Here is a 22,111-nt window from a genome sequence, read left to right as displayed (position 1 = left end):
ATTATTAATTTTGCTTTTGGTTAAAAGTTTACGTTTACGCCAAAGGTATAAGTGGTAGGCTGCGGCCAATTGCCAAAGCCACCGATTCTTTCCGGGTCTTTACTTAAATAATCCTTGCTCTTTATCGCAAACAAATTTTGACCAATCAGGTAAAAACGCAGGCTTTCCATTCTTAATTTGGAAACTATATCGGTGGGTAAAGCATAACCTAGTTGTACATTCCGCATGCGGGCATAGGAGCCATTCACCAAAAAGAAATCGGAATTCCGGAACTCATCATTTCTGTTTACCAGAGAAAGCATCGGCGTATTGGAGCCAGAATTCTGGGGTGTCCAGGCATCCAGCACGCCCGGTCCGTTGTTTTGGTTAACAAAAAGGAAAGAATTAAACTGGCGGGCCGGGTCCAAACCCGTTTTGCCGGCTACCCCCGATCCAAAAATGGAAATATCAAAGTTTTTATAACTAGCGTCGATGCGTAAACCATATTCCAGGGTTGGTAAAAAGGTGCCTAACCAATCCTGGTCCAGGGCATTAATGGTTCCATCGTTGTTCAAGTCTACGTAGCGGATGCGGCCTACACCTTTGCCGGTTTGGGCGGCGTGGGCATCTACTTCGGCCTGGTTCTGGAAAATGCCATTGGTTTTATAGCCAAATACCGCTAATTGCGATTGTCCGATAATGGTTTTTTCGACGTTGCCGGGGTAAGCCGTGCGTACTTCGGGCGGTAACTCGGTTATTTTATCTTTGAAATGCGAAGCATTGCCACTGATGCTGTAATTGAAACCACTAGCAGTTGAATTTTGATAGGTTAACAGTACTTCCCAGCCTTTGTTACTTTTGGTAGCGCCGTTCAGCCACTTTACTCTACCCTCGCCAATGGCGCTGGCTACTGGTGGCTGAATTAAGATATCTTTGGTTTTCCGGGTAAAATAATCAAAGGAACCCACTATTTTATCGTTCAGAAATCCAAAATCAACCCCGACGTTTAACTCATCCGTTGACTCCCACTTCAGATTTTGGTTTTCGCCCTGAATTTGCACGTAGCCGGAGGGTAAGGTTCCCTGGTTCGCGCCACTTAAATCGTAAGCCGTACCTACGTTTAGCCACTGGCCCGGAAAGCCAATGCCATTATTAAACAAGGTGCCGTAATTAGGCTGAAACAAGCCAAACCGGGCAATGTTGCCAATTTCCTGGTTGCCTACCCGACCCACACCGGCCCGTAATTTTAAATCGGAAACGGCTTTGATTCCTTTGAAAAAGTTTTCATCGTTAATTCTCCATCCTAAGGTAAAGGCCGGGAACAAGCCATATTGGTTTTGAGAACCAAACCGCGAAGAACCATCCCGCCGCAGGGTGGCGGAAGCCAGGTATTTATCGGCAAAGGCGTAGTTAATTTTTCCAAAGGTAGAGAACAAGCGGTAACCGGTAACCAAACCATTATTCGTGCTGCGGCCAGTGCCGGCATTTAGTACGTAATAATCTTCATCTTCCTCGGCAAAGCCTTCCCGGAACGCGCCGAAACCCTGAAAATCGTTGCGGATAGCTTCGGTACCCGCCAAAGCACTAATTCTATGACTGCCGATTTCGAACTGATAATTAGCCGTATTGGTCCAGGTTAAGGTAAGCTCGTTGCCTTGCTGCAGGGCTAAACTGTTAATGTTTCTACCCAAAAAGCCTTCCTGAAAAGCAGGTTCAATGTTTTTAGAAAGCGCATTCGAATAATCGGCTCCCAGGCTGGTGCGCAACACGAAACCTTTCAGCGGAGTTACTTCGGCGTAAACATTACCTAAGGCATTTATCCGGTTGTTTTTATCCCAGCGGTTCAGGTATTGCATGTGCACGGGATTGTTCCGGTCGGAGTAACCAGCCCCTATCGGGCCGGCGTAGGTGCCATCGGTCCGGAAAACAGGTAAAGTAGGCGCCAGCGTGATGGACAGGTCGGTAGTGGCGGCGCCACCTAAATCATTGGCCTGTAGAGTTTCGGAGGTACGGGCGAGCTGTAGATTTTCGCCAATCTTAATTTTACCGTTTAAAAAAGTAGTGTAGGCATTAATGCGGGTACTATACCGGTCGAAGTTGGTATACTTTAACATGCCGGTATTTTTAAAATAACCCAGATTAATGAGCAAACTGCTTCTATTGGTTCCGGCCGTTAAAGTCAGATCTTGTTGGGTAACAATCGCTCTTTCGTACGTTTCCGCTTGCCAATCGGTGTTGCCCACCGGCTGCAGCGGATCGCCGCCTACAAAAGGGACTATGTTTACTTTGTTCAATACCGGATTGTTGTAATCGCCATTCCAGTCGTAGGTATAAAGGGCTTTATGCACCGCCGGATCGGTCCGGTCGTTCACGGCTCCCTGCCACAAGGCTCGGCCCCGGTCTTCGGCATTTAAAACTTTTTCCCGCCAAGGCTTTTCGGTTTGGATAGATACATTGGAGTTGAATTGGACACTAACTTTTTCCTGCCCGGTTTTTACTCTACCTTCTTTAGTAGTTACAATAATAACGCCGTTAGAGGCCCTGGCCCCGTAAATGGACGCGGCGGACGCATCTTTTAAAACCTGCACGGAAGCAATGGCACTGGGGTTTAAACTGGCAAATGCCTGCGCATCTTTGGTTGGCACGCCATCAATAACATACAAGGGATTGGGGTCTCCGAGGGTATTTAAGCCCCGGATTAACACCCGGTTATTGCCCCCATTGGGCTGACCCGTTGCTTCTACGTAAAGCCCGGGAACCCGCCCCTGCAAAGCCCGCATGGGATTACCAACCGGTATATCCTTTACTTCTTTGAGGTTTACTACGGCTACGGCCCCGGTTAAATCGGCTTTTTTCTGGGTCTGATAACCTGTTACTACTATTTCTTCCAACGCTTTCACGTCGGGTTGTAGGGTAACATTTAGGGTGGTCTGGTTACGAACGGCTACTTCCTGGGCCAGGTAACCCACAAAGGAAATTACCAACACCGCCTCTGCATTAGGTACCGATACCGAAAAAGAACCATCGGTATTGGTAGTAGTGCCATTGTTCGTTCCTTTTACTGCGATGCTTACACCCGGCATAGCCTCTCCCGTTTCAGATGAGACTTTCCCGGTTACATTAATGTTGGTTTGGGCGTACAGAATAGGCGCAGCCCAAAACAGCAACAAACTTAAGTACAAAATTCTTTTCATTCGTTTTAGATTTATTGTGAGAAATAAAAAGTAGGTATTTCGGATGAATGGGCCTGGGTTTAGGCAAAATCGGCTTCCAGGAGTTGGGGGTCATAAGTTGGGGTGGCGCCCTTACAGGAAGCCACGTAAGCCCCCACCAGGCAGGCTTTTCTTAAACAATCGGCGAGGGGTTGCTGCTGCAGGTAATTACTGAGAAAAGTAGCTAAAAAGGAATCGCCGCTGCCAATGGTATCTTCTACTTCTACTTTATACCCCGGATGTTGCAGATAGCCTTGGTCGGTTAATACCGCGGCGCCGTTTTCGCCGCGCGTTAAGATGACCATTTGCAGATTGAGTTTTTGCCGGATTTGTTCTAATTGCTGTGGTTCGTTTCCGGCCACCTCCAACCAGCCCGAAATCAATTCTAATTCCTGGTGGTTCATTTTTACAACGTCCGCGAACTGCAGCAACTGTTCTATTCGCTCCGGCGTGTAATGCGGGGGGCGCAGATTTACGTCAAAAACTTTCTGCTTGGCTAAAGGTAAATATTGGAGTAGTGTATCCCGGGTAGTTTGACCGCGGGCAGCCAGGCTGCCATAAACAAAAACATCGCTTTGCGCTACTAAAGAAGCAGTATCCTCGTCGAATTGAATGTAATCCCAGGCAACCGGTTCTACTATTTTATAGGTGATTTCATTTTTATCATCTACATTCACTTTTACCACCCCGGTTAAATGCGTTTTGCCCACCTGGATGTGCTCCGTAGAGACAGTTTTCTTTTTTAAGAAGTCTAACAAGGCCTCGCCTAAATCGTCGGTACCTACGCGGCTGACGACAATGGGGTCATAATTATTGTACTTTAAATGAATGGCTACATTCATGGGCGCTCCGCCGGGCATGTGGCCGCTGGGCAGCATATCCCATAAAGTTTCCCCGAAACAGATAATTCTATGCGTCATAAAAGTATTTATTTAGAAAGTAAAAAATCTAAAAAGGCTACTATTCCGTCAACTATACACGAAGAAAAATTTTAACTTAAGCGAGTGGATAAATAAAAATTACAACTGTCGACTGTGGACTATCGTCTATGGACTAATGTAAAACCATATTATGTTCAATCTGCTCCAGCGAAGTGCCTTTGGTTTCGGGCATTACGCGCCACACAAATAGCAACTGCAGCACCATCATGCCGGTGAAAATGAGAAAAGTGTTACCTCCACCTAAAGTTTCGGCGATGTAAGGAAAAGAAAACGCAATAATAGCCGCCATAATCCAGTGGGTGAAGCTACCCAGCGCTTGTCCGGAAGCCCGGACCTGGTTCGGAAATATTTCGGAAATAAATACCCAGATAACGGCTCCCTGGGAAAAGGCAAAAAAGGCAATGTACACGAACAGGTAAATAGGTACCGCAATACCGCTAAATTCTTTAAAGTAAAAGGCTTTCGCGACTAACCCGAGTGTAGCAATCAGGCCAAATGATCCAATCAGCATGAGGGTGCGCCGGCCGAAACGGTCGATAAAATTGAGAGCCAGCAACGTAAAAAGAAAATTTACTAAGCCGATACCGGCCGAAGAAAGTAAAGCCGAACTTTTGCCCAAACCCACCATTTCAAAAATGCGGGGGGCGTAGTAAATAATGGCATTAATCCCCGACACCTGGTTAAAAAAAGCAAACAATATAGCTAGGGTAATGGGCGTAGAATATTTTTTGGAAAAAAGCGACGATTTAATCTGTTTGCCTTGGGCATCCTGCGAGGAAGATAAAATATCCGCCACCATTTGTTTGGTATTCGCCTCCGGATTGGCAACTTTTAAAGTTCTTTCGGCTTCTTCCAGCCGACCTTTTTTAATAATGAGCCACCGGGGGCTTTCCGGCACCAACAATACCGTGACCAAAAATATAAACGAAGGCACTGCCTGAATACCTAACATCCAGCGCCAATCTTGCTCCCCGCTACCAGCAAATAAATAATTAGATAAATAAGAGACCAGAATCCCAAACACCACATTAAACTGGAACATGGCGACCAGCTTACCCCGCGATTTGGCCGGAGCAATTTCGGAAATATACAGCGGCGCCGTTACCGATGATACCCCTACCCCGATGCCACCTAAAAAACGAAAAATAAGAAAAATAACCCAGGATGGCGCCAATGCCGTACCTAAAGAAGACAACAGGTATAAAACGGCAATCAGGAAGAGAGTCGTTTTGCGCCCAAAACGGTCAGAAGGAATGCCGCCAAACAAAGCCCCTAATACCGTACCTATTAAAGCAATAGCCACCGTAAAACCATGTTCGAAGGTAGTTAACTGCCATAGTTGTTGAATGGATTTTTCGGCTCCCGATATCACCGCGGTATCAAAGCCAAATAGAAAGCCGCCGAGCGCTACTACAATTGACCAGAAAAAGACTTTTGTGTTTGCCATTGCTTAGAGTTATTTTTTGTCTAAAGTAGGCGCTAACACCAAAAAAGGAGTTAAGGATTGTATCAATAAATATTAAACTTTGATACAAGGCAGAATTAACTGTTAATTAATTGAAAATCAATGGCTTAACTTTATATTAAATTTACTTAATTTTAAAATTTGAAACGTGATTTTAAATAATGATACAATGGTTTTATAGGGTGTTTCTAAGTTGAATTTTAAAGAAGCTGGAATAAAGGCGAGAAATAATACGGATTCGCGTAAAACAGCGCGGCAGGATCTTAGCTCACCTTAGGGAGCGATGAAAAGCTAAATTACTCCGAACCAGAATTCCATGCCGACTAACCTGTTCTTGTTAATCAGTTTATATTATTGATCCTTTACTAGCTTCCAAATGAAGTGGAACATTTGGGTATGTTTTCAATAATCAGTGTTCTCATTCTAAACGTAGGTTTAGAATCATTAACCCCTTTTCAAGCGTACCTACCCTTACGGTCTTTTGAAAGGATCTAACCAGTTCAAAGCGACTGCTAGTGCAATTCCTATAAAGTTCTTTAATGGTTTAAGTAGATAATTACCCCATACACTTTTCACAGGTTCTTCTTTTCTTCCGGTTAGATCCTTGCAGGAGGACGAAGAAAAGATTTTGAGGTTAGCTCGCTTAGCCTTTGCTTTGAGTTAAAGTTTAGGTACCGCCCTTTAAAAATTAAACCACTTCGGTTTTCAGAGAACCTTTATGATTCTTGTAATCGGTGGGGGAAATACCAAACTTGGCTTTAAAGGCGGTAGAAAAATAGGTAGCCGAAGAAAAACCCACCTGGCAAGCTACATCGGCAATGGAAGCAGTGGAAACTTGCAACAACTCGCAGGATTTATTTAACCGCACGGTTTGAATATAATCATTTACGTTACCACCCAGCAAAGCTTTGATTTTCCGGTACAATTGCACCCGCGATAAGCCTATTTCCCGACTCAAATAATCCACACTTAAATTAGTATCCGAAAGTTTGGCGTCGATAATTTTCTTAAAATCTGCCAGAAATTTTTGGTCTAGCTTAGAAATAGCGGGATTGGAAAGAAGCGGGACGATAGATGCTTCGTTATGGGTAAAATAATCTTTCACTAATTGCCGGTTGGTCAGTATGCTCCTAATACTTTCTTTTAAAACCTGCGTGCTAAAGGGCTTGGTTAAATATAACTCGGCTCCTACTTGCATGCCTTCAATTTGCTGCTCTAGTTCACTTTGCGCCGTAAGAATAATTACCGGAATATGCGAGGTCCGAATATCGGATTTTAAAGCGGTTACCACTTTTAATCCGTCTAAGTCCGGCAGCATGCGGTCGCAAATAATTAAATCCGGAATATTTTCGTAGGCAGTTTCTAGTCCGGGCTGACCGGCTGAGGCGGGTAAGATCTGGTAGGTATCCTGTAAGGTATATTGCAAGAAATGGCGTAAATCCGGATGGTCTTCGATGAGCAGAATACGTTTGCTTTTACTTTCCGGACTTTCTTTTAGCGCCCAAACAGGGCTAGCGTCTTCTAACTGGGCTTTATTGGCCAGTTCATTGACTTTAATTTTATCGGGTACTTTTTCGGCATCGGTCAGGTGTTTATGGCCCAGCAGTAAACTAACCGTGAAAGTTGTACCTTGTTGTGGTTCGCTGCTTACTTCCATCTCCCCGTGATGTAAGTCAATAAATTCTTTCGATAAGGGCAATCCTAAACCCGTACCTTTGGCGCTAGTGGTATTTGCCTGGTAAAACATTTCGAAAGCCCGGTCCGCTTCTACCTCCGACATGCCAATGCCGCTATCTTTTACTTTAATTTGTACTTTATTATTTTCCAGATCCGCCGTAATCAGAATGTGAATGCGCCCGAAATCGTTCGTGAATTTAAAAGCATTGGATAATAGATTGAAGAAGACTTTATCGAGCATATTGGCATCAAACCAAACAGGTAAATGGGGAAGTGGAGTAATAAGCTTAAATTCCATGTTCCGCTTTTTCGCCATGGGCTCAAACGATAACATCAGTTCTTTCATAAAAGCAATCAGGTCGTTTTCCGATGCTTGAACGTGCATTCTGCCGCCTTCCAGCTTTCGAAAATCCATTAACTGATTAACCAGCCAGAGTAAACGGCGGGCATTCTTCTGAATAAGCTTTAAGTTTTGTTTCACAAACAAGTGGTCGCTTTTCCCGTGCAATAGTCCGTCAATGGGGCCTAAAATAAGAGTGAGGGGCGTGCGAAACTCATGCGAAATATTGGTAAAAAACCGGAACTTAGATTCGGTAGCCGCTTGAGCCTCTTCCGCCATTTCCTGAATTTTATTGCGCTGCCCGACAATTTCTTCGTTTTTAGCTTTTAATTCTTTGTTGATGCTTTGGTTTTCTTTTAGGGAATACAGCGCCAAGGAACCTAAACCAATAGAAATAATAAATAAACCCGAAAGAACGTATAATATTATTTGTTGATTTTTATAAACCTTTAGTTGGTCATCGTTGCGTTGTTGCTGGCGTTCAATATCTTCTTGCTGACTTAAGATTTTATCGGTTTGCATTTTAATCATGCGGGCATTAGAAGAATCAATTACGGCCGTATTTAAAATGTTTTCTTTCGTAAAAGGTTTATTCTGCAAGATTTGCATGGCTACCCGAATAGCTTCTTCGCCGCCGGTAGGATATAATAGAGTGGCATCAATTAACTGATCATTCACCATTTGAATGTCGCCAAATGGTCCGGCTAGGCCATCGACCCCCACAATTTTTACGCGCGGCGTAAGATCTTTTTCTTTCCAGACTTCGTACGTGCCCAAAGCCATTACTTCGTTTTGAGCAAAAACCAGATCCGCACCTTTAATGGAATCAAAAAGAGCAGTCAATTTTTGTTTGGCAATCTTTTTTTCCCAGTCGCCGGAAATTGTTTGTATAAGGTGAATGCCCGGATATTTATGGATGGCTTCTAAAAACCCATTGTGCCGGTCTCGGGCCGGCGAAGAGGTAGGCAAACCCGTAACTTCGACTACTTTCCCCTTCCCTTTTAGTAAAGCCCCGATATACTGACCGGCCGTTTTACCTACCTCATAATTGTTTCCTCCCACGTAAGCGGTATAAAAAGAAGAAGCTGTTTTCCGGTCAACTACCACTACGGGTAATCCTTGTTGGTAGGCTTGTTCTACCACTGGCGTGATCGGTTCCGCCTCGTTAGGCGACACAATTAAAAGATCAATGCCGGTACTAATTAATTCTTTTATCTGATCTACTTGTTTCGAACTATTTCCTTTGGCATCGCGGTACAAAAAGGTTACTTCCGGGTGAAAAGCCAATTCGCGCTGCATGCCACGCAGCATATCCCGCCGCCAGGCATCGTCGCCGGTGCACTGCGAAAAACCAATGGTGAATTTAGGTTCTTCTTGCTCTTTACAACCCGTCAGGAGGCAAAATAACAGCAATAGAAGAACATACTGGTTTCGTGAAGACATGGTTTAAAATGATAAGCGAAGCAACTCTCTTAACCCAAAGAACTAACTAAGATAAAAAATTAAAGCAGTAACATTTCGTTATTTTTTTAAAAATTCAGAATTATACTACCGCTATTCATTATCCTTGAATTTAGCAAACAGCAAGTAAAACTTCGGACAAGATTTTAGTAAGCCTATTGTACATTTGAAAATAAAAAATAAGGAATTTAGGCTGTGGGCCGATTGTAGCACGTACCACCTCGCAAGTAAAATGTATAATCCGGCTTACCCTGAATAGTACGGGATATTGCCTAAGACAAGTTATTGCAATCTTTCTATTTGTTTAAGTGATAAACCTGTAAATCGAATTATCTTTTCAATAGGCTCATGGGCCCGTAATATTTCTTTGACAATTTCTAGCTCTCTTTCTTCTCTGCCTTCTTCTTTAGCTGTATCCAGAGAGTTCTTCATGTCGCGGTAATACTTCAAACTGTCTTCGTAAGAACGCACTTGTTCCGGCGTGAACCGGGCTATCTCGGCCGTCTCGAAAAGTTTTTCAAACACCCGCTCGCGTAATTTATCCGGTACCTTATCTAGTCGGTTCAAGTTCCGGATCACATACAGCCACTTGTCAAACCGGGTGTCCAGTTCTTCTACGGTTTTGTTGAACTTAGGCATTTCCAGGTAAATAAAAGTGAGCTTATCGTAAAACACTTCCTTAGTTTCGGTATCCGTTAACTTAATATCGTAACGAAATTTACTTTGGTCATTCTTATCTTCGTCAAACACAAAATCCAGGATAGCTACCGTATAAACCGCTTTTAATTCATAGTTCCAGTCGGCCCGTTTAGCTTGTTCTCTTATCGGGAAAGTGGAATAATAAACCGTTCGGTCTTTGAAGAAGTTCTGTTTGGTTTTTTGCAGTTCTACAATAAACTTTTCGCCTTTATCATTTTCGCAATAAAGGTCGAAAATGGCTTTTCTATCCAGTTCGCCCGTTCCTAAATGCTCATTCTTTAAGTAAACCAAATCTTTAATTTCGCCTTGCTCTTCTTTTAGAAGCACATTTAAAAAGTCGAGCAACAAGTCTTTGTTCGGTTCTTCTCCGAACATTTTCTTAAAGCCGTAATCAGTGAAAGGATTTATGTATTTTTCTGTAAATTCGGCCATGGCAAGTACTATCTTTATTCAAAGATACAGATTTTACAAGTAGTCTGTTTTTGTTTTTCAGTTGTGGAGTAGCGGATGGGGCGGGTGACTATTACCTTAGCATACCAAGGTGAGGAGAGTATCCGTGAGTAGCATTATAGACATATTAGTATAAACAGCCATTTATGAAAACAATAAACCAGTTTTTTCGATTTTATCGTTCTTTAGTCTTAAACTTCTTTCGTCAGGTGCAAGGAGAAACCAGCCTATGAGCAAATATTTATTTACAAAATTTAAACTGCTTCCATTTGCTTAGCGGTAACTAATTAGCTGGCAATTAACCGGTAGCCGTTAGTACAATGCGGGTAGCTTCCTTTACTTGCGTAACACTACTTTGTACTTAATCCGGAGTTTGCAGATGAAGAATTAAAAAGTATTCTCACTCGTTCGCAACAATTTATATGAGGCAATCCACTATTATTTTATTTTTTCTACTTTTTATTGATCAGCATTTGCGGGCGCAAAGGGTATATACCGCAGCTAATGTACACGCCCACAACGATTACCAGCAATCTCTTCCTTTTTTTAACGCTTATACCCACCAGGTGGGCTCCATCGAAGCGGATTTGTTTTTGCAGGATAACGAGCTTTATGTGGCGCACGAAGCCAAAGAAATTTCTCCCGAGCGCACTTTGGACGTTCTGTATTTACAACCTTTACAAGCTCAAATTAAAAAGAATAAGGGTTCGGCTTACCCCCACTCCACCGCCATCCTGCAAATTTTAATAGATTTAAAAACAAATGGTACTACTACCCTACCGGTTTTAATGCGAAAACTAGCTAATTACCCCGAAATAAGGAATAACCCAACAATTCAACTGGTAATTAGTGGGGAGCGACCCAATCCCGAAACCTGGAGCAAGTATCCAAGCTACATTTATTTCGATGCAACCCCCGGCGTAAATTATACCGCTGAACAACTTAAAAAAATAAGACTATTTAGCGCCAGTTTCCGGAGTTACAGTCAATGGAACGGTGAAGGTAGCTTAGAGGCTGCTGCAGAAGCAAAAATTCGGCAAGCGATTGACAGTGCCCATCAGTTAAATAAAAAATGGCGATTTTGGGCCACTCCCGATAACGCAAACACCTGGCAAACTTTAATGCAGTTCAAAGTAGATTTCATTGGCACCGACGATGTAACTGGCCTTACTTCTTATCTAAATAAATTACCAACTAATAAAAATAACTCTCCCCGCAAAAATTAAAATAACTTCCGGTAAAGAACCTCCCGCAAATCACATAGGTAACCTAAAATTATTTCCGGAAATCAGTGGAGAATACATGTTTTCCGGAAGGAAAATACATACAAAATAGTATTTTTTAATTTTAAGTTTTAAATTTTCTCTCCTTTTAACAGTAGATTGTTTATATTGAGTAAAAATGCGGTATTTATGGAAAAGGACGCTGAAATAGAAAGAATAAAATATCAAATAAATTTTTTACGTTACAGCCGGGGCAATATTGTAGTTTTGCGGAGTTTAATTGAGGACGCCCTTCAATTATTTGACCCTCTGGAAGAGGAACTAGAAGGGAATAGTCCTTTTATTAATTTGTCGCGCAACGTTGATAAATATTTATCGGAAGCGGCCATTAAGCACGAAGCGCTTTTACCAGATAACTTTGTATTAGCTCAACAACAAGCTCTTAACGACATTGATAATCTGCTTGATTATTTAAAGAAAAGGAACCTAACGCACTGAATAGACAAGTTTTACCCCAAAAATTATCAGTTATTTTAATCTAACTTCTATTAGCAATAAATTTACTTTCCAAAACCTGCCAATATTTACCTGCTTTTTAGAGATGTAATTAAATAAATATATTCTCTTATCTACTTAAATTTAATTCTTTAGTATACTGTATTATTAATCCTTTCTTCTTAAATCTTCTAAAAAAGGGTAGAACAGCCGGTACTGAACCCAGTTAAATTTAAATGATTCAATATTCACCGGACTGGCTTGCTTTCTAAACAACCTCTAAAATTTAATTACTTAGAAAGATACGGGTTAAACTTAATGGCGCTTTTTAAATAAAGGATGGCTTTTGTATAAAATAGAAATAAATTCCCAAATTAGTTAGGGCAATAAATTACGACAAAAAGGTAGCTTTAGCTTATGAAGCGGTACATTCAATACGAACCATTTAATATTTATTTATTTTCGGCCAGTGAATGGCAGCATCCGGTTCATAAGCATAGCTATTTTGAAGTTATATTTATCCGAAAAGGCCAAGGAAAACATTTTATTAATGGCAACACGTTCACTTATTCTGCCGGCGATGTATTTTTATTGGGACCGGAAGATTACCATTATTTTCAAATTGAGGAAAAAACTACTTTTTGTTATCTGCGGTTTACGGAAGCTTTTGTAAAAGATCCCGCTTTATCTCAATCGCCCGTTTGGCTTCGCACAATAAAAATGCTTCTGAATTCACCGTATCAGTCTAGTGGTTCGATTGTTAAGGAAGCCAAAGAAAAAGATTTACTCGAATACTTATTGCTGGTATTGTTGCACGAATACGAGCAACGGACCGAAAGTTCGTACGAATTAATTATGAACGGCATTATGAAGGCTATTCTGGGAATTCTGGCCCGTAACGTAGTTCATGAAAAAGGAATTGAAGTGAAAGATCCGAAAAGCAGCTTACTCATCGAGGAAATTTTATCGTATATCAGCCAGAATATTCAGAAGCCGGACCAATTACGCATGGAGCAATTAGTAGAGAAGTTCCATTACTCACCTACTTACTTGAGCATATTTTTTAAACGGCAAACCGGGGAGTCGCTGCAGCAATATATTTTAAAATACAAATTACAAATGATTCGTAATCGCTTGCAGTTCAGCGACCGGAGCATTGCCCAGATTACCTACGAATACGGTTTTACGGATGGCAGCCATTTAAACAAATTATTCAAAAAGTATTATGGCCTAACCCCCGGAGAGTTTCGCAGTAAGTTTTTAGAAAAGGTTTAATCCGGAAAAATCATCGTGAAATAAGGTATAAATAATAAACCCTTTCCGGATGACGGCGGTCGTATTGATATTGAGCTAACGGTTTTAGTCGCAAGTTATATTCAGGTAACATAGCAGCAGAAAGCGAATCGCGCGAAAAAAGAGCTAGAGGAAAAGTAGTAGGTAGTTTTAATTTCTGATTCACTACTGTAATGGTATCCACTTTTTTTCCTATTTCCCAAATATGTTCCGGCGATATTTCGTGTAAGGCGTAAAAAGGCAATTTATCTAAATTCTTTTGCGCTCTTACTTTATCTAATCCCACGTAGTTATTTACCGGATAAAGCATGTTTTGGTAATTGGGCAGAAGAATAAATATAGTTAGAATATGGACGCCAATAGCCCCAATTAGAAACAGGCCGAAATTTCTCTTCTTTACAGCTATTAAAAAGCAAATACCTAATACCAAATAAAAAATACTACTAACAACAAATACATTCAAATTAATACTGTGCTTAGCAAAAGCTTTTTGATAGAGTAAAATGGGTAATCCCAGAGCAATAAGAATGAATAAAATGCCATTCACCCTAAAAACAAAACGATCCGCTCTGGTGGTATTTCGCCGGTTAAAAGCATCTAATAAAAAGCGAATATAATAAGCGGTGATCAAAGCCATTGGAAGAAGTAAGGGTAATAAATACCTTTCTTTTTTCTCCGGAATGACCGATAATAAAAACAAGCCGATAAAAATCCAGCTACTAAAAAAACGGTAATTCCCGTAAGGCGCAATCCGTTGCCGGGCATAAGGACTAATAAGGGCGGCTACCACAAAAATGGCCCAAATACCGGCTTGCCACGGAAAGCTTAAATAAAACCAAAAAGGTTTAACGTGCCGGTTTACCCAGGCGGTACTCTCATTGGTGATATTCGTCGCCAGTTTGGCCGGTTCCTGTAAATACACGTACATGGGCCAGGCCAGACTAATTACCATACAAATAAAGAAGGCGAGTAAAATGCCAAACCAATGTTTTTTGAAGGCAGTTGCGCCATAGCCATAGCCGTAACTCAGCAAAAAAGGCAATAGCAAAGCATAGAAAGCCACGGGCCCTTTACTTAGAAAAGAGCAACCGAGCAAAATACCGCTCCCTACAAAGCAACCAAAGGCTTTACTATTTGCTTGCATACCTTTTACCAGCAACCAAATACTGCCCATCATGAAAGCATGGCAATAAATATCCCAGGTGCCTTGCCGCCCAATGTTAAAGAAAGAAAAAGAAGTAGCCAGAACGGCGCCGGCTAAAAAAGGCAAAAGCCGGTCAGTAGTAAGTTGGCGGGTGAGCAGATAAAGAAAATAAACCGCTAAACCCGAAATTAGAACGGCTGGAAATCGCAAAGCACCTAAATTGTACAAATCGCCGGTGGCTAACACCGAAATAGCGGTTAACCAGGTGGGCAAAGGAGGTTTTGCCAAGCGGGGCTCTCCGTTTAAAGTAGGAATTAGCCAATTTCCGTGTTGAGTCATTTCCCGGACGGTAATAAAATTTCGCGCCTCCATTAAAGAAGGCTCTATGGCTTGCAGATTTTGAAAAAAAGTAGCGTATATAAGAATAAAAAGCAGTACTACCTGAACGGAAGTCTTTTGTAACAAACTAGGCGTTTGGTTTAGCGTTTGCGGCATTTGATAAGAAATAAACCAAAATTTAAAAAATTAACGGGCGGGCTTTCTCTAACCTGGTTCTTATTTAAACCTACGTAATAATTTTTTTAGCTGACTCGGTTGGTTCCGGAACCATTTTTTGCTTTGGCTTAACTTGCGAACGCGCTTTTTCCCGGGTACCCAGAATAAAGTTTCGCACGTACACGACTACCCCAAAAATCTGTCCGAGGAAAAGAACCGGGTCTAACCGAATAACTGCGTACGACATAATCATGAGACTACCCACTAAACTAATTAACCAAAAGCCATTTGGGATAATTGATTGTTGCAACCGCTCCGAAAAATACCACTGATACACAAAACGCAAGGTAAAAACTACCTGCCCCAGCCCGCCCCAGGCAATTAAAGCGCCCGAAATTTTATTGTGTTCCAGCAAAGAAGTCCAGGTAGCATTATCATAAAAAAGCAACCAGGCAAACGTAAAGAAAGGAAAGAGAATAGCCAGCCAACGAATAACAAAAGGCACCTCCTGCCAAATATTTTTCAGCTTTAAATTACGCAGGTAGATAAAATAAGAAATAACCTGTCCGCCAATTACTACCACATCTTCCCGTAAAGCCCCGTAAACCATTAACAGAATAGAAGCTAGAATACTGGTAGTCCAGAAAGAGGCCGGCGATAAAACCTTACCCGCTTTTTCTGATTGAACCCATTGCAGTAAAAGCCGGGCAGAAAATAATAATTGGGCTAATAAACCAATACCATAGATGAAATATTCAGTTTTAGTCATGGTACGAATGCAGGATTTCTTTTGGTAACTGTTCGGTAATCTGATACCGGATATAACGCTTACGCATCCACCGGAAAGCAAAAGTGTCCTGCAACGGTCCCCAAAGCCGATTAAACAAGTGGTATTTAGAATAACCCGCTAACCGCTCGAAATGCTGCACCGGAATTTGCTTTACCTTACCGCCTTGTAATTGAAACAAAGCCGGTAAAAACCGGTGCATTCCCGTAAAAAAAGGCACTCTTTTCGCGTAAGCTGCATCCATTATTTTTAAAGGACAACCGGTATCGGCTATGCCATCCTGAATCATGCGACGCCGGAAACTATTCGCTATTTTAGAAGAAATTTTCTTTACAAAGGTATCTTTGCGCTTCTGCCGGATGCCGTTCACCATTTGGTATTCGGGTAAAAAAGGAAAGAAAAGCAAAAAATCCATCGGTGAGGTTTGCAAATCAGCGTCGATATAGCCAATGTAGGTAGTAGTAGCGTAATCAATTCCGGCTTTAAAAGCCGTACTTAGTCCATAATTTTTATCCAGCGAAATATACGTGTAACCCGTTTTATTGGCACAAATATGTTTAATCTTCGCTAAGCTGGCATCGCGCGAACCATCGTTCACAAAAAGCACCTGAGTGGGCATGGGCGATTTTTCTAAGAAGGGGTCCATGGCTTCGCTAAACGGTTGCAGGCATTCTTCCTCGTTAAATACCGGAACAATAATGGTTAAAGATGGTTTGGCCCGTAGATGTGAGGCTAGGTTCATAATAGTACTTGGGTAATCGGATGGCAATTTATTTTTCCTGTAAAGGTAAGCAATATTACTTAGCTCACCGGCAGGAATTGCTTTTGGTAGTAACTGGTATACCAATTGATAAAATGAGTCAAACCGGTTTCGAGGGAAGTAAGAGGTCGAAAATCGGTGGCTTCCATTAAATCCTGCACGTCGGCATAAGTAGCGGGTACATCGCCGGGCGGCATGGGCTGCAAATCTAAGATGGCTTTTTTGTGCAGTAAGCGTTCTAAAATAGTAACCAATTCCATTAAATGCTCGGGTTGGCTGTTACCAATATTATACAGTTTATAAGGTGCTCTTTGGCTTTCTTGAATTTTAGGCGGCAAACCTGTTAGTCGGATAATACTTTGAATAACATCCTCCACGTAAGTAAAATCGCGCAGCATATTGCCGTGATTGTAAATTTTTATGGGCGTTTGTTCTTCAATTGCTTTGGCAAAGGAAAAATAAGCCATATCGGGTCGGCCCCACGGACCATAAACCGTAAAAAAACGCATGCCCGTAATTGGGATTTGGTACAAATGCGCGTAACTGTGCGCCATTACCTCGTTGGCCTTTTTAGTAGCCGCGTAAAACGAAACCGGTGCATCCGTGCGGTCATTCACGGCAAATGGTATTTTTTGATTGTTGCCGTAAACCGAACTAGATGAAGCAAACAGTAAATGTTTAATTTTAAAATTACGGCAACCTTCGAGTATATTGGCGAAACCTACTAAGTTGCTGGCTACGTACGACTGCGGATCTTTCAGGCTATGTCGTACTCCGGCCTGAGCCGCCAAATGAATAACTACATCAAAAGAATTTTCCTGAAAGAGTGTAGTTAAAGCAGGCTCATCGGTTATATCCAGTTTAATAAAGGAAACATTAACTCTCTCCTGACTTTTAATTAAAATATTATATTCAATAGAATCAGGTTCAAAACCTTGCCGGCGCAAGCGCCCGGCTTTAAGTTGCGGATCGTAGTAATCATTAAGAGAATCTAGGCCAATAATTGATACCGGCAAATCAGAGAGAGCGAGCAAAAGGTGATGACCGATAAAACCAGCACTTCCGGTTATTAAAATACGCTGCGGTTCTTTCATTTTTTAGGGTAACAGCTTAGCTGGGAGAACTAGCTGTGCATTTATTAGTGTAAGAGCACCTATATTTTCAACCAAGAATAAGTAAATAGTACGAATAGCTCCCAAATCACAAGAATAGATTGTATCAACAAATACTCACTCCTGCATTTTAACAGCTATAGCTTTCTAAAGTTGGGGTAGCCGTCAATAAAAAATAAATTATTAAGCCTCAATATAATAAAATTTTAAAATTGTTAAGACAAATATCTGTAATGAACCACTTGTACTTCTTGTTTAAATTTTGACTATCAATTATTTATAAAAAGCTTGCAATTTGATTTTGCATAATCTTAAACGTAAACCCTTTTATGAGAAAACTGAAATTGTATATTGCTACCAGCCTGGATGGTAAAATTGCCCGTAAGGATGATTCCGTAGATTGGTTACCTGACCCAAATGCTGGGGAAGACTATGGCTATCAGAATTTCTTAGCGGAAATAGATACCTTGGTAATGGGCTACAAAACTTACGAAGTTTGCTTAAAGCTAGGAGAATGGCCCTATGAGGGTAAGACAACCTACGTTTTTACCCGCGACGTAACCAAGCCGCAGATTCCGGCGGTACAACTAATTAGTCAGAACCCGGTAGAATTTGTAAAAGATTTGCTTCAACAAGAAGGTAAAGATATATGGTTAGTGGGTGGCGGTGAAATAAATACTTTACTGCACGATGCCGGTTTGATAGATTCGTATTATATAGCCTTTATACCTATAATTTTAGGGGAAGGAATTGAGTTATTACCGGAAGTTCGGAAGCAGCAAAATTTAGTATTAACGCAGCACCAAGTTTATGAAAACGGGTTAGTAATGCTTTATTTAGAAAAAGTATCTTCTTAATTAAAAGAACTCCATTAACAGTTCAAGGAAGCTTCCATTTAAAAAAAGCTCCCGCCCAGATTTTAAAATTTCGGAGCGGGAGCTTTTTAATTATTCTAATGGAAAGGCTTTCTTTATTGACCTACCTGGTTTTGAGTAGGTTTTTGGCTGTTCTGCTGCATAGGATTTGGTCCGGTTGAAGAACCACGGGGAGTTGTTTTCTGCTTGAACAATTCAAATTTAGAAGGTGTGTACTCGGCGGGCCAGGCATTGTTGTTTTCTTCAATGTCGCCGGTTTCGCGATAAGGATCTAAACGCAGACTTTTCACTTCTTTAGCTTTCGCAAATACCTTTGTAATCTTCTGTTCGTTTTTGCGCCAGATATACGCTGAAATGCGTTCCGTTTCTTTGCTGCCATCAGCATAAGTCCATTCCAAAATTAACGGCATTACTAAACCACCTAAGTTAGTAAACTCTACTTCGTAGAAGTTAGTTTTGCTGTCGTACAAGGCTTTTTCCTCGGGAGTAAGGCCGGCATAAAACTCGTTAAAGGCAGAACGGGATGCTGGCGTTACCGCAAATCTATCCCATTTATTATAAAAATCCTGTAACGATGTATCTTGCTCTACGGCAAACTTGGTTCCCTCCTGGCGGTTGCGCTCGCGGCCAATGTTGTATTCGGTTTTTTCGCGGGTAACTTTTGCTTCCAGATTCTCTACTTCCGGATTTTTAGTATCCAGACGGTAATACTTTACATTGGAAATAGCTATATCTACCGGATCAATGCCGTAAAACCAGCCCCGCCAGAACCAATCTAAATCCACGGCGGAAGCATCTTCCATGGTCCGGAAAAAATCGGCGGGGGTAGGATGTTTAAAGGCCCAGCGACGGGCATATTGTTTAAAAGCGTAATCGAACAACTCGCGGCCCATTACCGTTTCACGCAGAATATTTAAAGCTGTTGCGGGTTTAGCGTACGCATTTGGTCCGAAACGCACAATGTTTTCGGAGTTTGTCATGATGGGTTCTAACTGATCTTTGGGTAAGCGCATGTAATCGGCAATTTTATGCGCCGGCCCGCGTTGCGACGGGTAGTTGTTATCCCATTCCTGTTCCGCTAAATATTGTAAAAAGGTGTTTAAACCTTCGTCCATCCAGGTCCACTGCCGTTCGTCGGAGTTCACAATCATCGGGAAGAAGTTATGACCTACTTCGTGAATAATTACCCCGATCATTCCGTATTTTGTTGCTTCGGAATAGGTGCCGTCTTTTTCGGCCCGGCCGTAATTAAAGCAAATCATCGGGTATTCCATGCCGTTGGCCGCTTCTACCGAAATGGCCACCGGGTACGGATAAGCAATACTGTGCTTTGAATAGGATTTTAAGGTATGCGCCACTACTTTGGTGGAATAACGGTTGTAAAGCGGGTAAGCTTCCGGACCATAGTAAGACATGGCCATAACTTTTTTACCTTCTACGTTAGTGCCCATAGCATCCCATACAATCCGCCGCGACGACACAAAGGCAAAATCCCGCACATTACTGGCCACGTAAGTCCAGGTTTTCTGCTTCTGGGATTTGCTTTTCATGGTTTGTTTTACTTCAGCTAACGTAACTATTTCAATGGGCGAGGTAGCAGATTTAGCTTGGTTCCAGCGTTTGTATTGCGCCGGAGTTAATATTTTGCTATAATTTTGACATTCACCGGTAGCGCCTACCACGTGATCGGCGGGAACGGTTATATTTACTTTAAAATTACCAAAAGTTAAAGCAAACTCTCCCCGGCCGGTAAATTGCTTGTTCTGCCAGCCCTGAAAATCGGAATAAACCGCCAAGCGTGGGTACCACTGGGCAATGGTGTACAAATAATTACCATCTTCGGCAAAATACTCGTAACCGCCGCGGCCGCCAATGGTCATCCTATCCGAAATAGTATAATTCCAGTTTACTTTGAACTTGAAGCGCTCGCCGGGTTTCAAAGTTTTCGGCAGCTCAATGCGCAACATGGTTTGGTTGATGGTATATTTTAAAGCTTTACCGCTGCCATCAGTTAATTTCTGGATCTTTACCCCTAAATCCTGATTATGGCCCATAATGGCTTGCACATCCGCAATCGACATTTTGTCTTTCATGCTACTCTCGTCGAACTTTTGGTTGTCGCTCTTGGGATTATGCTCGTTTTCGTCGAGCTGCAGCCAGATGTAAGTAAGCGGGTCGGGAGAATTATTGTAGTAGGTTACGGTTTCAGAACCCGTGATCCGTTGTTTTTCATCGTCGAGTGCCACGTCTATTTCGTAATCGGCGCGTTGCTGCCAATAACGGGGGCCGGGAGCGCCAGACGCCGAACGGTACATATTCGGGTCCTGAATAATAGTGCCGAGCTGTTCAAATTTGTTCCCGTGGTTCGATTCCGGATTATTCTGCGTTTGTGCCCAGACTGGTACACTCAGACCAGTGATAAAGAGTAAGGTTAAAAAGCAATTTTTCATTTAATTGGATAAGCAGTTAATTCAAAAGAACGGCCAGACGTTCCAGGGCCATGGTGAATGCAATCCCCAAAATAGCCGATGATAAAAATAAATTCCATTCCCGCCGGGGTGCTTTCCCGACTTCGGTAAAGATAAAAGATAAAAAGAGAATTGTAAATACAATAATTAGTTGACCCATTTCTAAACCCAGGTTAAAACTAAATAATTCCGCGATAATGTTGGAATTACGACCCAATAAACTTTTTAAATAGTTGGAAAAACCTAAACCGTGAATGAAACCGAAAAATAGAGCCAAAAAGTAGTTGAACCGAATGGACCAAGCCGACGTTTTTTTTCGGAAGATATTACCCAAACAAGTAGCTACAATCGTAACCGGAATCAGAAATTCAATAAGAGCAGTTGGTATCCGGATGATATTTAACACGCTTAAGGCCAATGTTACCGAATGACCCAGGGTAAAAGCAGTAACCAGTACTAAAACTTTTCGCCCATCGCGCCAAACATAAATGCCGCACAAAGCACATACAAACAAAATATGGTCGTAGCCTTGCCAATCTAAAATATGCTCCCAGCCTAACGAGAAGTATAAAGAAAAATCCTGCATGAATTTCTTTTCGTATTTTGGCGTTAAATTAAAGAGAATGCCGGTATTTTCCCGGATTTGCTTGGGCTATGCTATCGTATATTTATGTTTCCTTCCTTTATTTAAGTTCTGTTTTTCATCCTTTTTTCGTGAGTATAACCGAGATCCGCCAAAACGAAAAAAGCAAAAATCTGGAAATCAGCAGCCGGATATTTTTTGATGATTTAGAAAAAACTCTGGAAAAAAAATACAAAGTTCAGATTAACATTCTAAAACCAACCGACCAAAAACAAATAAATAATTTAATAGCGGATTACCTCCAACAACAACTGCAACTGCGGGTTGACGGCAAATTAGTAAAGCTGAAGTACTTGGGTTATGAAATTGAAGAAGATGCCGCCTGGTGTTACCTGGAAGCACCTCAAACGACACCGGTTAAACGATTGGAAATTCAAGATGCTATTCTATTTGACCAACATCCGGAGCAGCAAAACTTGGTACACGTAACCATTGGCAAACAGCGGCAGAGTACAAAGCTGGATAACCCGGAAAGCCGCTACACTTTTACTTTTTAAAGATGGATTCAATTTAAACTAATCCTGAACAATAATCTTCAAGGTAGATATAAACAAAGAAGTAAGTACTATTTATTTCCTACTTCTTTGTTTAT

Annotated in this window: 16 protein-coding genes; 5 read left to right on the top strand and 11 right to left on the bottom strand. The window is 41.7% G+C overall.

Going from position 1 to position 22,111, the window contains the following annotated elements; genetic code table 11:
• Positions 1-20: 20 nt before the first annotated feature.
• From AHMF7605_RS04430 to AHMF7605_RS04410, 5 genes are all read right to left on the bottom strand, one after another.
• A complete protein-coding gene (locus tag AHMF7605_RS04430; protein ID WP_106926827.1) occupies positions 21-3,173 on the bottom strand; it encodes a SusC/RagA family TonB-linked outer membrane protein in 3,153 nt (1,050 codons plus the stop codon).
• A gap of 59 nt (positions 3,174-3,232) precedes the next feature.
• Entirely contained in the window at positions 3,233-4,111 is an 879-nt protein-coding gene (locus AHMF7605_RS04425; RefSeq protein ID WP_106926825.1) for a carbohydrate kinase family protein, read from the bottom strand.
• Positions 4,112-4,244: 133 nt separating this feature from the next.
• Entirely contained in the window at positions 4,245-5,579 is a 1,335-nt protein-coding gene (locus AHMF7605_RS04420) for a sugar porter family MFS transporter (RefSeq protein ID WP_106926823.1), read from the bottom strand.
• 706 nt (positions 5,580-6,285) lie between these two features.
• On the bottom strand, positions 6,286-9,057 hold the full coding sequence (locus AHMF7605_RS04415) for a hybrid sensor histidine kinase/response regulator transcription factor (RefSeq protein WP_106926821.1): 2,772 nt from the start codon (positions 9,055-9,057) through the stop codon (positions 6,286-6,288).
• A gap of 300 nt (positions 9,058-9,357) precedes the next feature.
• The gene (locus AHMF7605_RS04410; RefSeq protein ID WP_106926819.1) at positions 9,358-10,206 is read right to left on the bottom strand and encodes an Rpn family recombination-promoting nuclease/putative transposase; all 849 of its coding nucleotides are present in this window, start codon (positions 10,204-10,206) and stop codon (positions 9,358-9,360) included.
• A gap of 440 nt (positions 10,207-10,646) precedes the next feature.
• Between AHMF7605_RS04410 and AHMF7605_RS04405 the strand changes: the two genes are divergently transcribed.
• From AHMF7605_RS04405 to AHMF7605_RS04395, 3 genes are all read left to right on the top strand, one after another.
• Positions 10,647-11,450: a phosphatidylinositol-specific phospholipase C/glycerophosphodiester phosphodiesterase family protein gene (locus AHMF7605_RS04405; protein WP_106926818.1), complete on the top strand. Its 804-nt coding sequence runs from the start codon at positions 10,647-10,649 to the stop codon at positions 11,448-11,450.
• A 186-nt stretch (positions 11,451-11,636) separates the two neighbouring features.
• Positions 11,637-11,945, top strand: coding sequence for a hypothetical protein (locus tag AHMF7605_RS04400; protein WP_146153514.1), 309 nt, complete (start codon positions 11,637-11,639; stop codon positions 11,943-11,945).
• A 414-nt stretch (positions 11,946-12,359) separates the two neighbouring features.
• Positions 12,360-13,217 (top strand): AraC family transcriptional regulator, encoded by an 858-nt coding sequence (locus AHMF7605_RS04395; RefSeq protein ID WP_106926814.1) that lies wholly within the window; start codon positions 12,360-12,362, stop codon positions 13,215-13,217.
• Between the two features lie 10 nt (positions 13,218-13,227).
• Here the strand turns inward: AHMF7605_RS04395 and AHMF7605_RS04390 are convergent, their stop codons facing one another.
• The 4 genes from AHMF7605_RS04390 to AHMF7605_RS04375 all read right to left on the bottom strand — a co-directional run bounded on the left by AHMF7605_RS04390 (position 13,228) and on the right by AHMF7605_RS04375 (position 17,515).
• Complete coding sequence (locus AHMF7605_RS04390; protein WP_106926812.1) at positions 13,228-14,874, bottom strand: ArnT family glycosyltransferase; 1,647 nt, start codon at positions 14,872-14,874, stop codon at positions 13,228-13,230.
• Between the two features lie 70 nt (positions 14,875-14,944).
• Entirely contained in the window at positions 14,945-15,643 is a 699-nt protein-coding gene (locus tag AHMF7605_RS04385; protein ID WP_106926810.1) for a lipid-A-disaccharide synthase N-terminal domain-containing protein, read from the bottom strand.
• Positions 15,636-16,403 (bottom strand): glycosyltransferase, encoded by a 768-nt coding sequence (locus AHMF7605_RS04380; protein ID WP_106926808.1) that lies wholly within the window; start codon positions 16,401-16,403, stop codon positions 15,636-15,638. The genes AHMF7605_RS04385 and AHMF7605_RS04380 overlap by 8 nt, the downstream gene beginning before the upstream one ends.
• Before the next feature lie 59 nt (positions 16,404-16,462).
• Positions 16,463-17,515, bottom strand: coding sequence for an NAD-dependent epimerase/dehydratase family protein (locus tag AHMF7605_RS04375; protein ID WP_106926806.1), 1,053 nt, complete (start codon positions 17,513-17,515; stop codon positions 16,463-16,465).
• Between the two features lie 347 nt (positions 17,516-17,862).
• Between AHMF7605_RS04375 and AHMF7605_RS04370 the strand changes: the two genes are divergently transcribed.
• Positions 17,863-18,390 (top strand): dihydrofolate reductase family protein, encoded by a 528-nt coding sequence (locus AHMF7605_RS04370; RefSeq protein WP_106926805.1) that lies wholly within the window; start codon positions 17,863-17,865, stop codon positions 18,388-18,390.
• A 113-nt stretch (positions 18,391-18,503) separates the two neighbouring features.
• Here AHMF7605_RS04370 and AHMF7605_RS04365 read toward each other — a convergent pair whose 3' ends face one another.
• A complete protein-coding gene (locus AHMF7605_RS04365; RefSeq protein ID WP_106926803.1) occupies positions 18,504-20,858 on the bottom strand; it encodes a M1 family metallopeptidase in 2,355 nt (784 codons plus the stop codon).
• 16 nt (positions 20,859-20,874) lie between these two features.
• Positions 20,875-21,462, bottom strand: coding sequence for a HupE/UreJ family protein (locus tag AHMF7605_RS04360; RefSeq protein ID WP_106926801.1), 588 nt, complete (start codon positions 21,460-21,462; stop codon positions 20,875-20,877).
• A gap of 68 nt (positions 21,463-21,530) precedes the next feature.
• Between AHMF7605_RS04360 and AHMF7605_RS04355 the strand changes: the two genes are divergently transcribed.
• Positions 21,531-22,016 carry a DUF6702 family protein gene (locus tag AHMF7605_RS04355; protein WP_106926799.1) on the top strand — a complete coding sequence of 162 codons (486 nt, stop codon included), beginning with the start codon at positions 21,531-21,533 and terminating at the stop codon, positions 22,014-22,016.
• Positions 22,017-22,111: the final 95 nt, after the last annotated feature.

Origin of the sequence: Adhaeribacter arboris (genome assembly GCF_003023845.1) — a bacterium.
Classification (GTDB): Bacteria; Bacteroidota; Bacteroidia; order Cytophagales; family Hymenobacteraceae; genus Adhaeribacter; species Adhaeribacter arboris.
The sequence above is the reverse complement of the archived record's forward strand: the minus strand, read 5'-3'. Positions and strand labels throughout refer to the sequence as shown.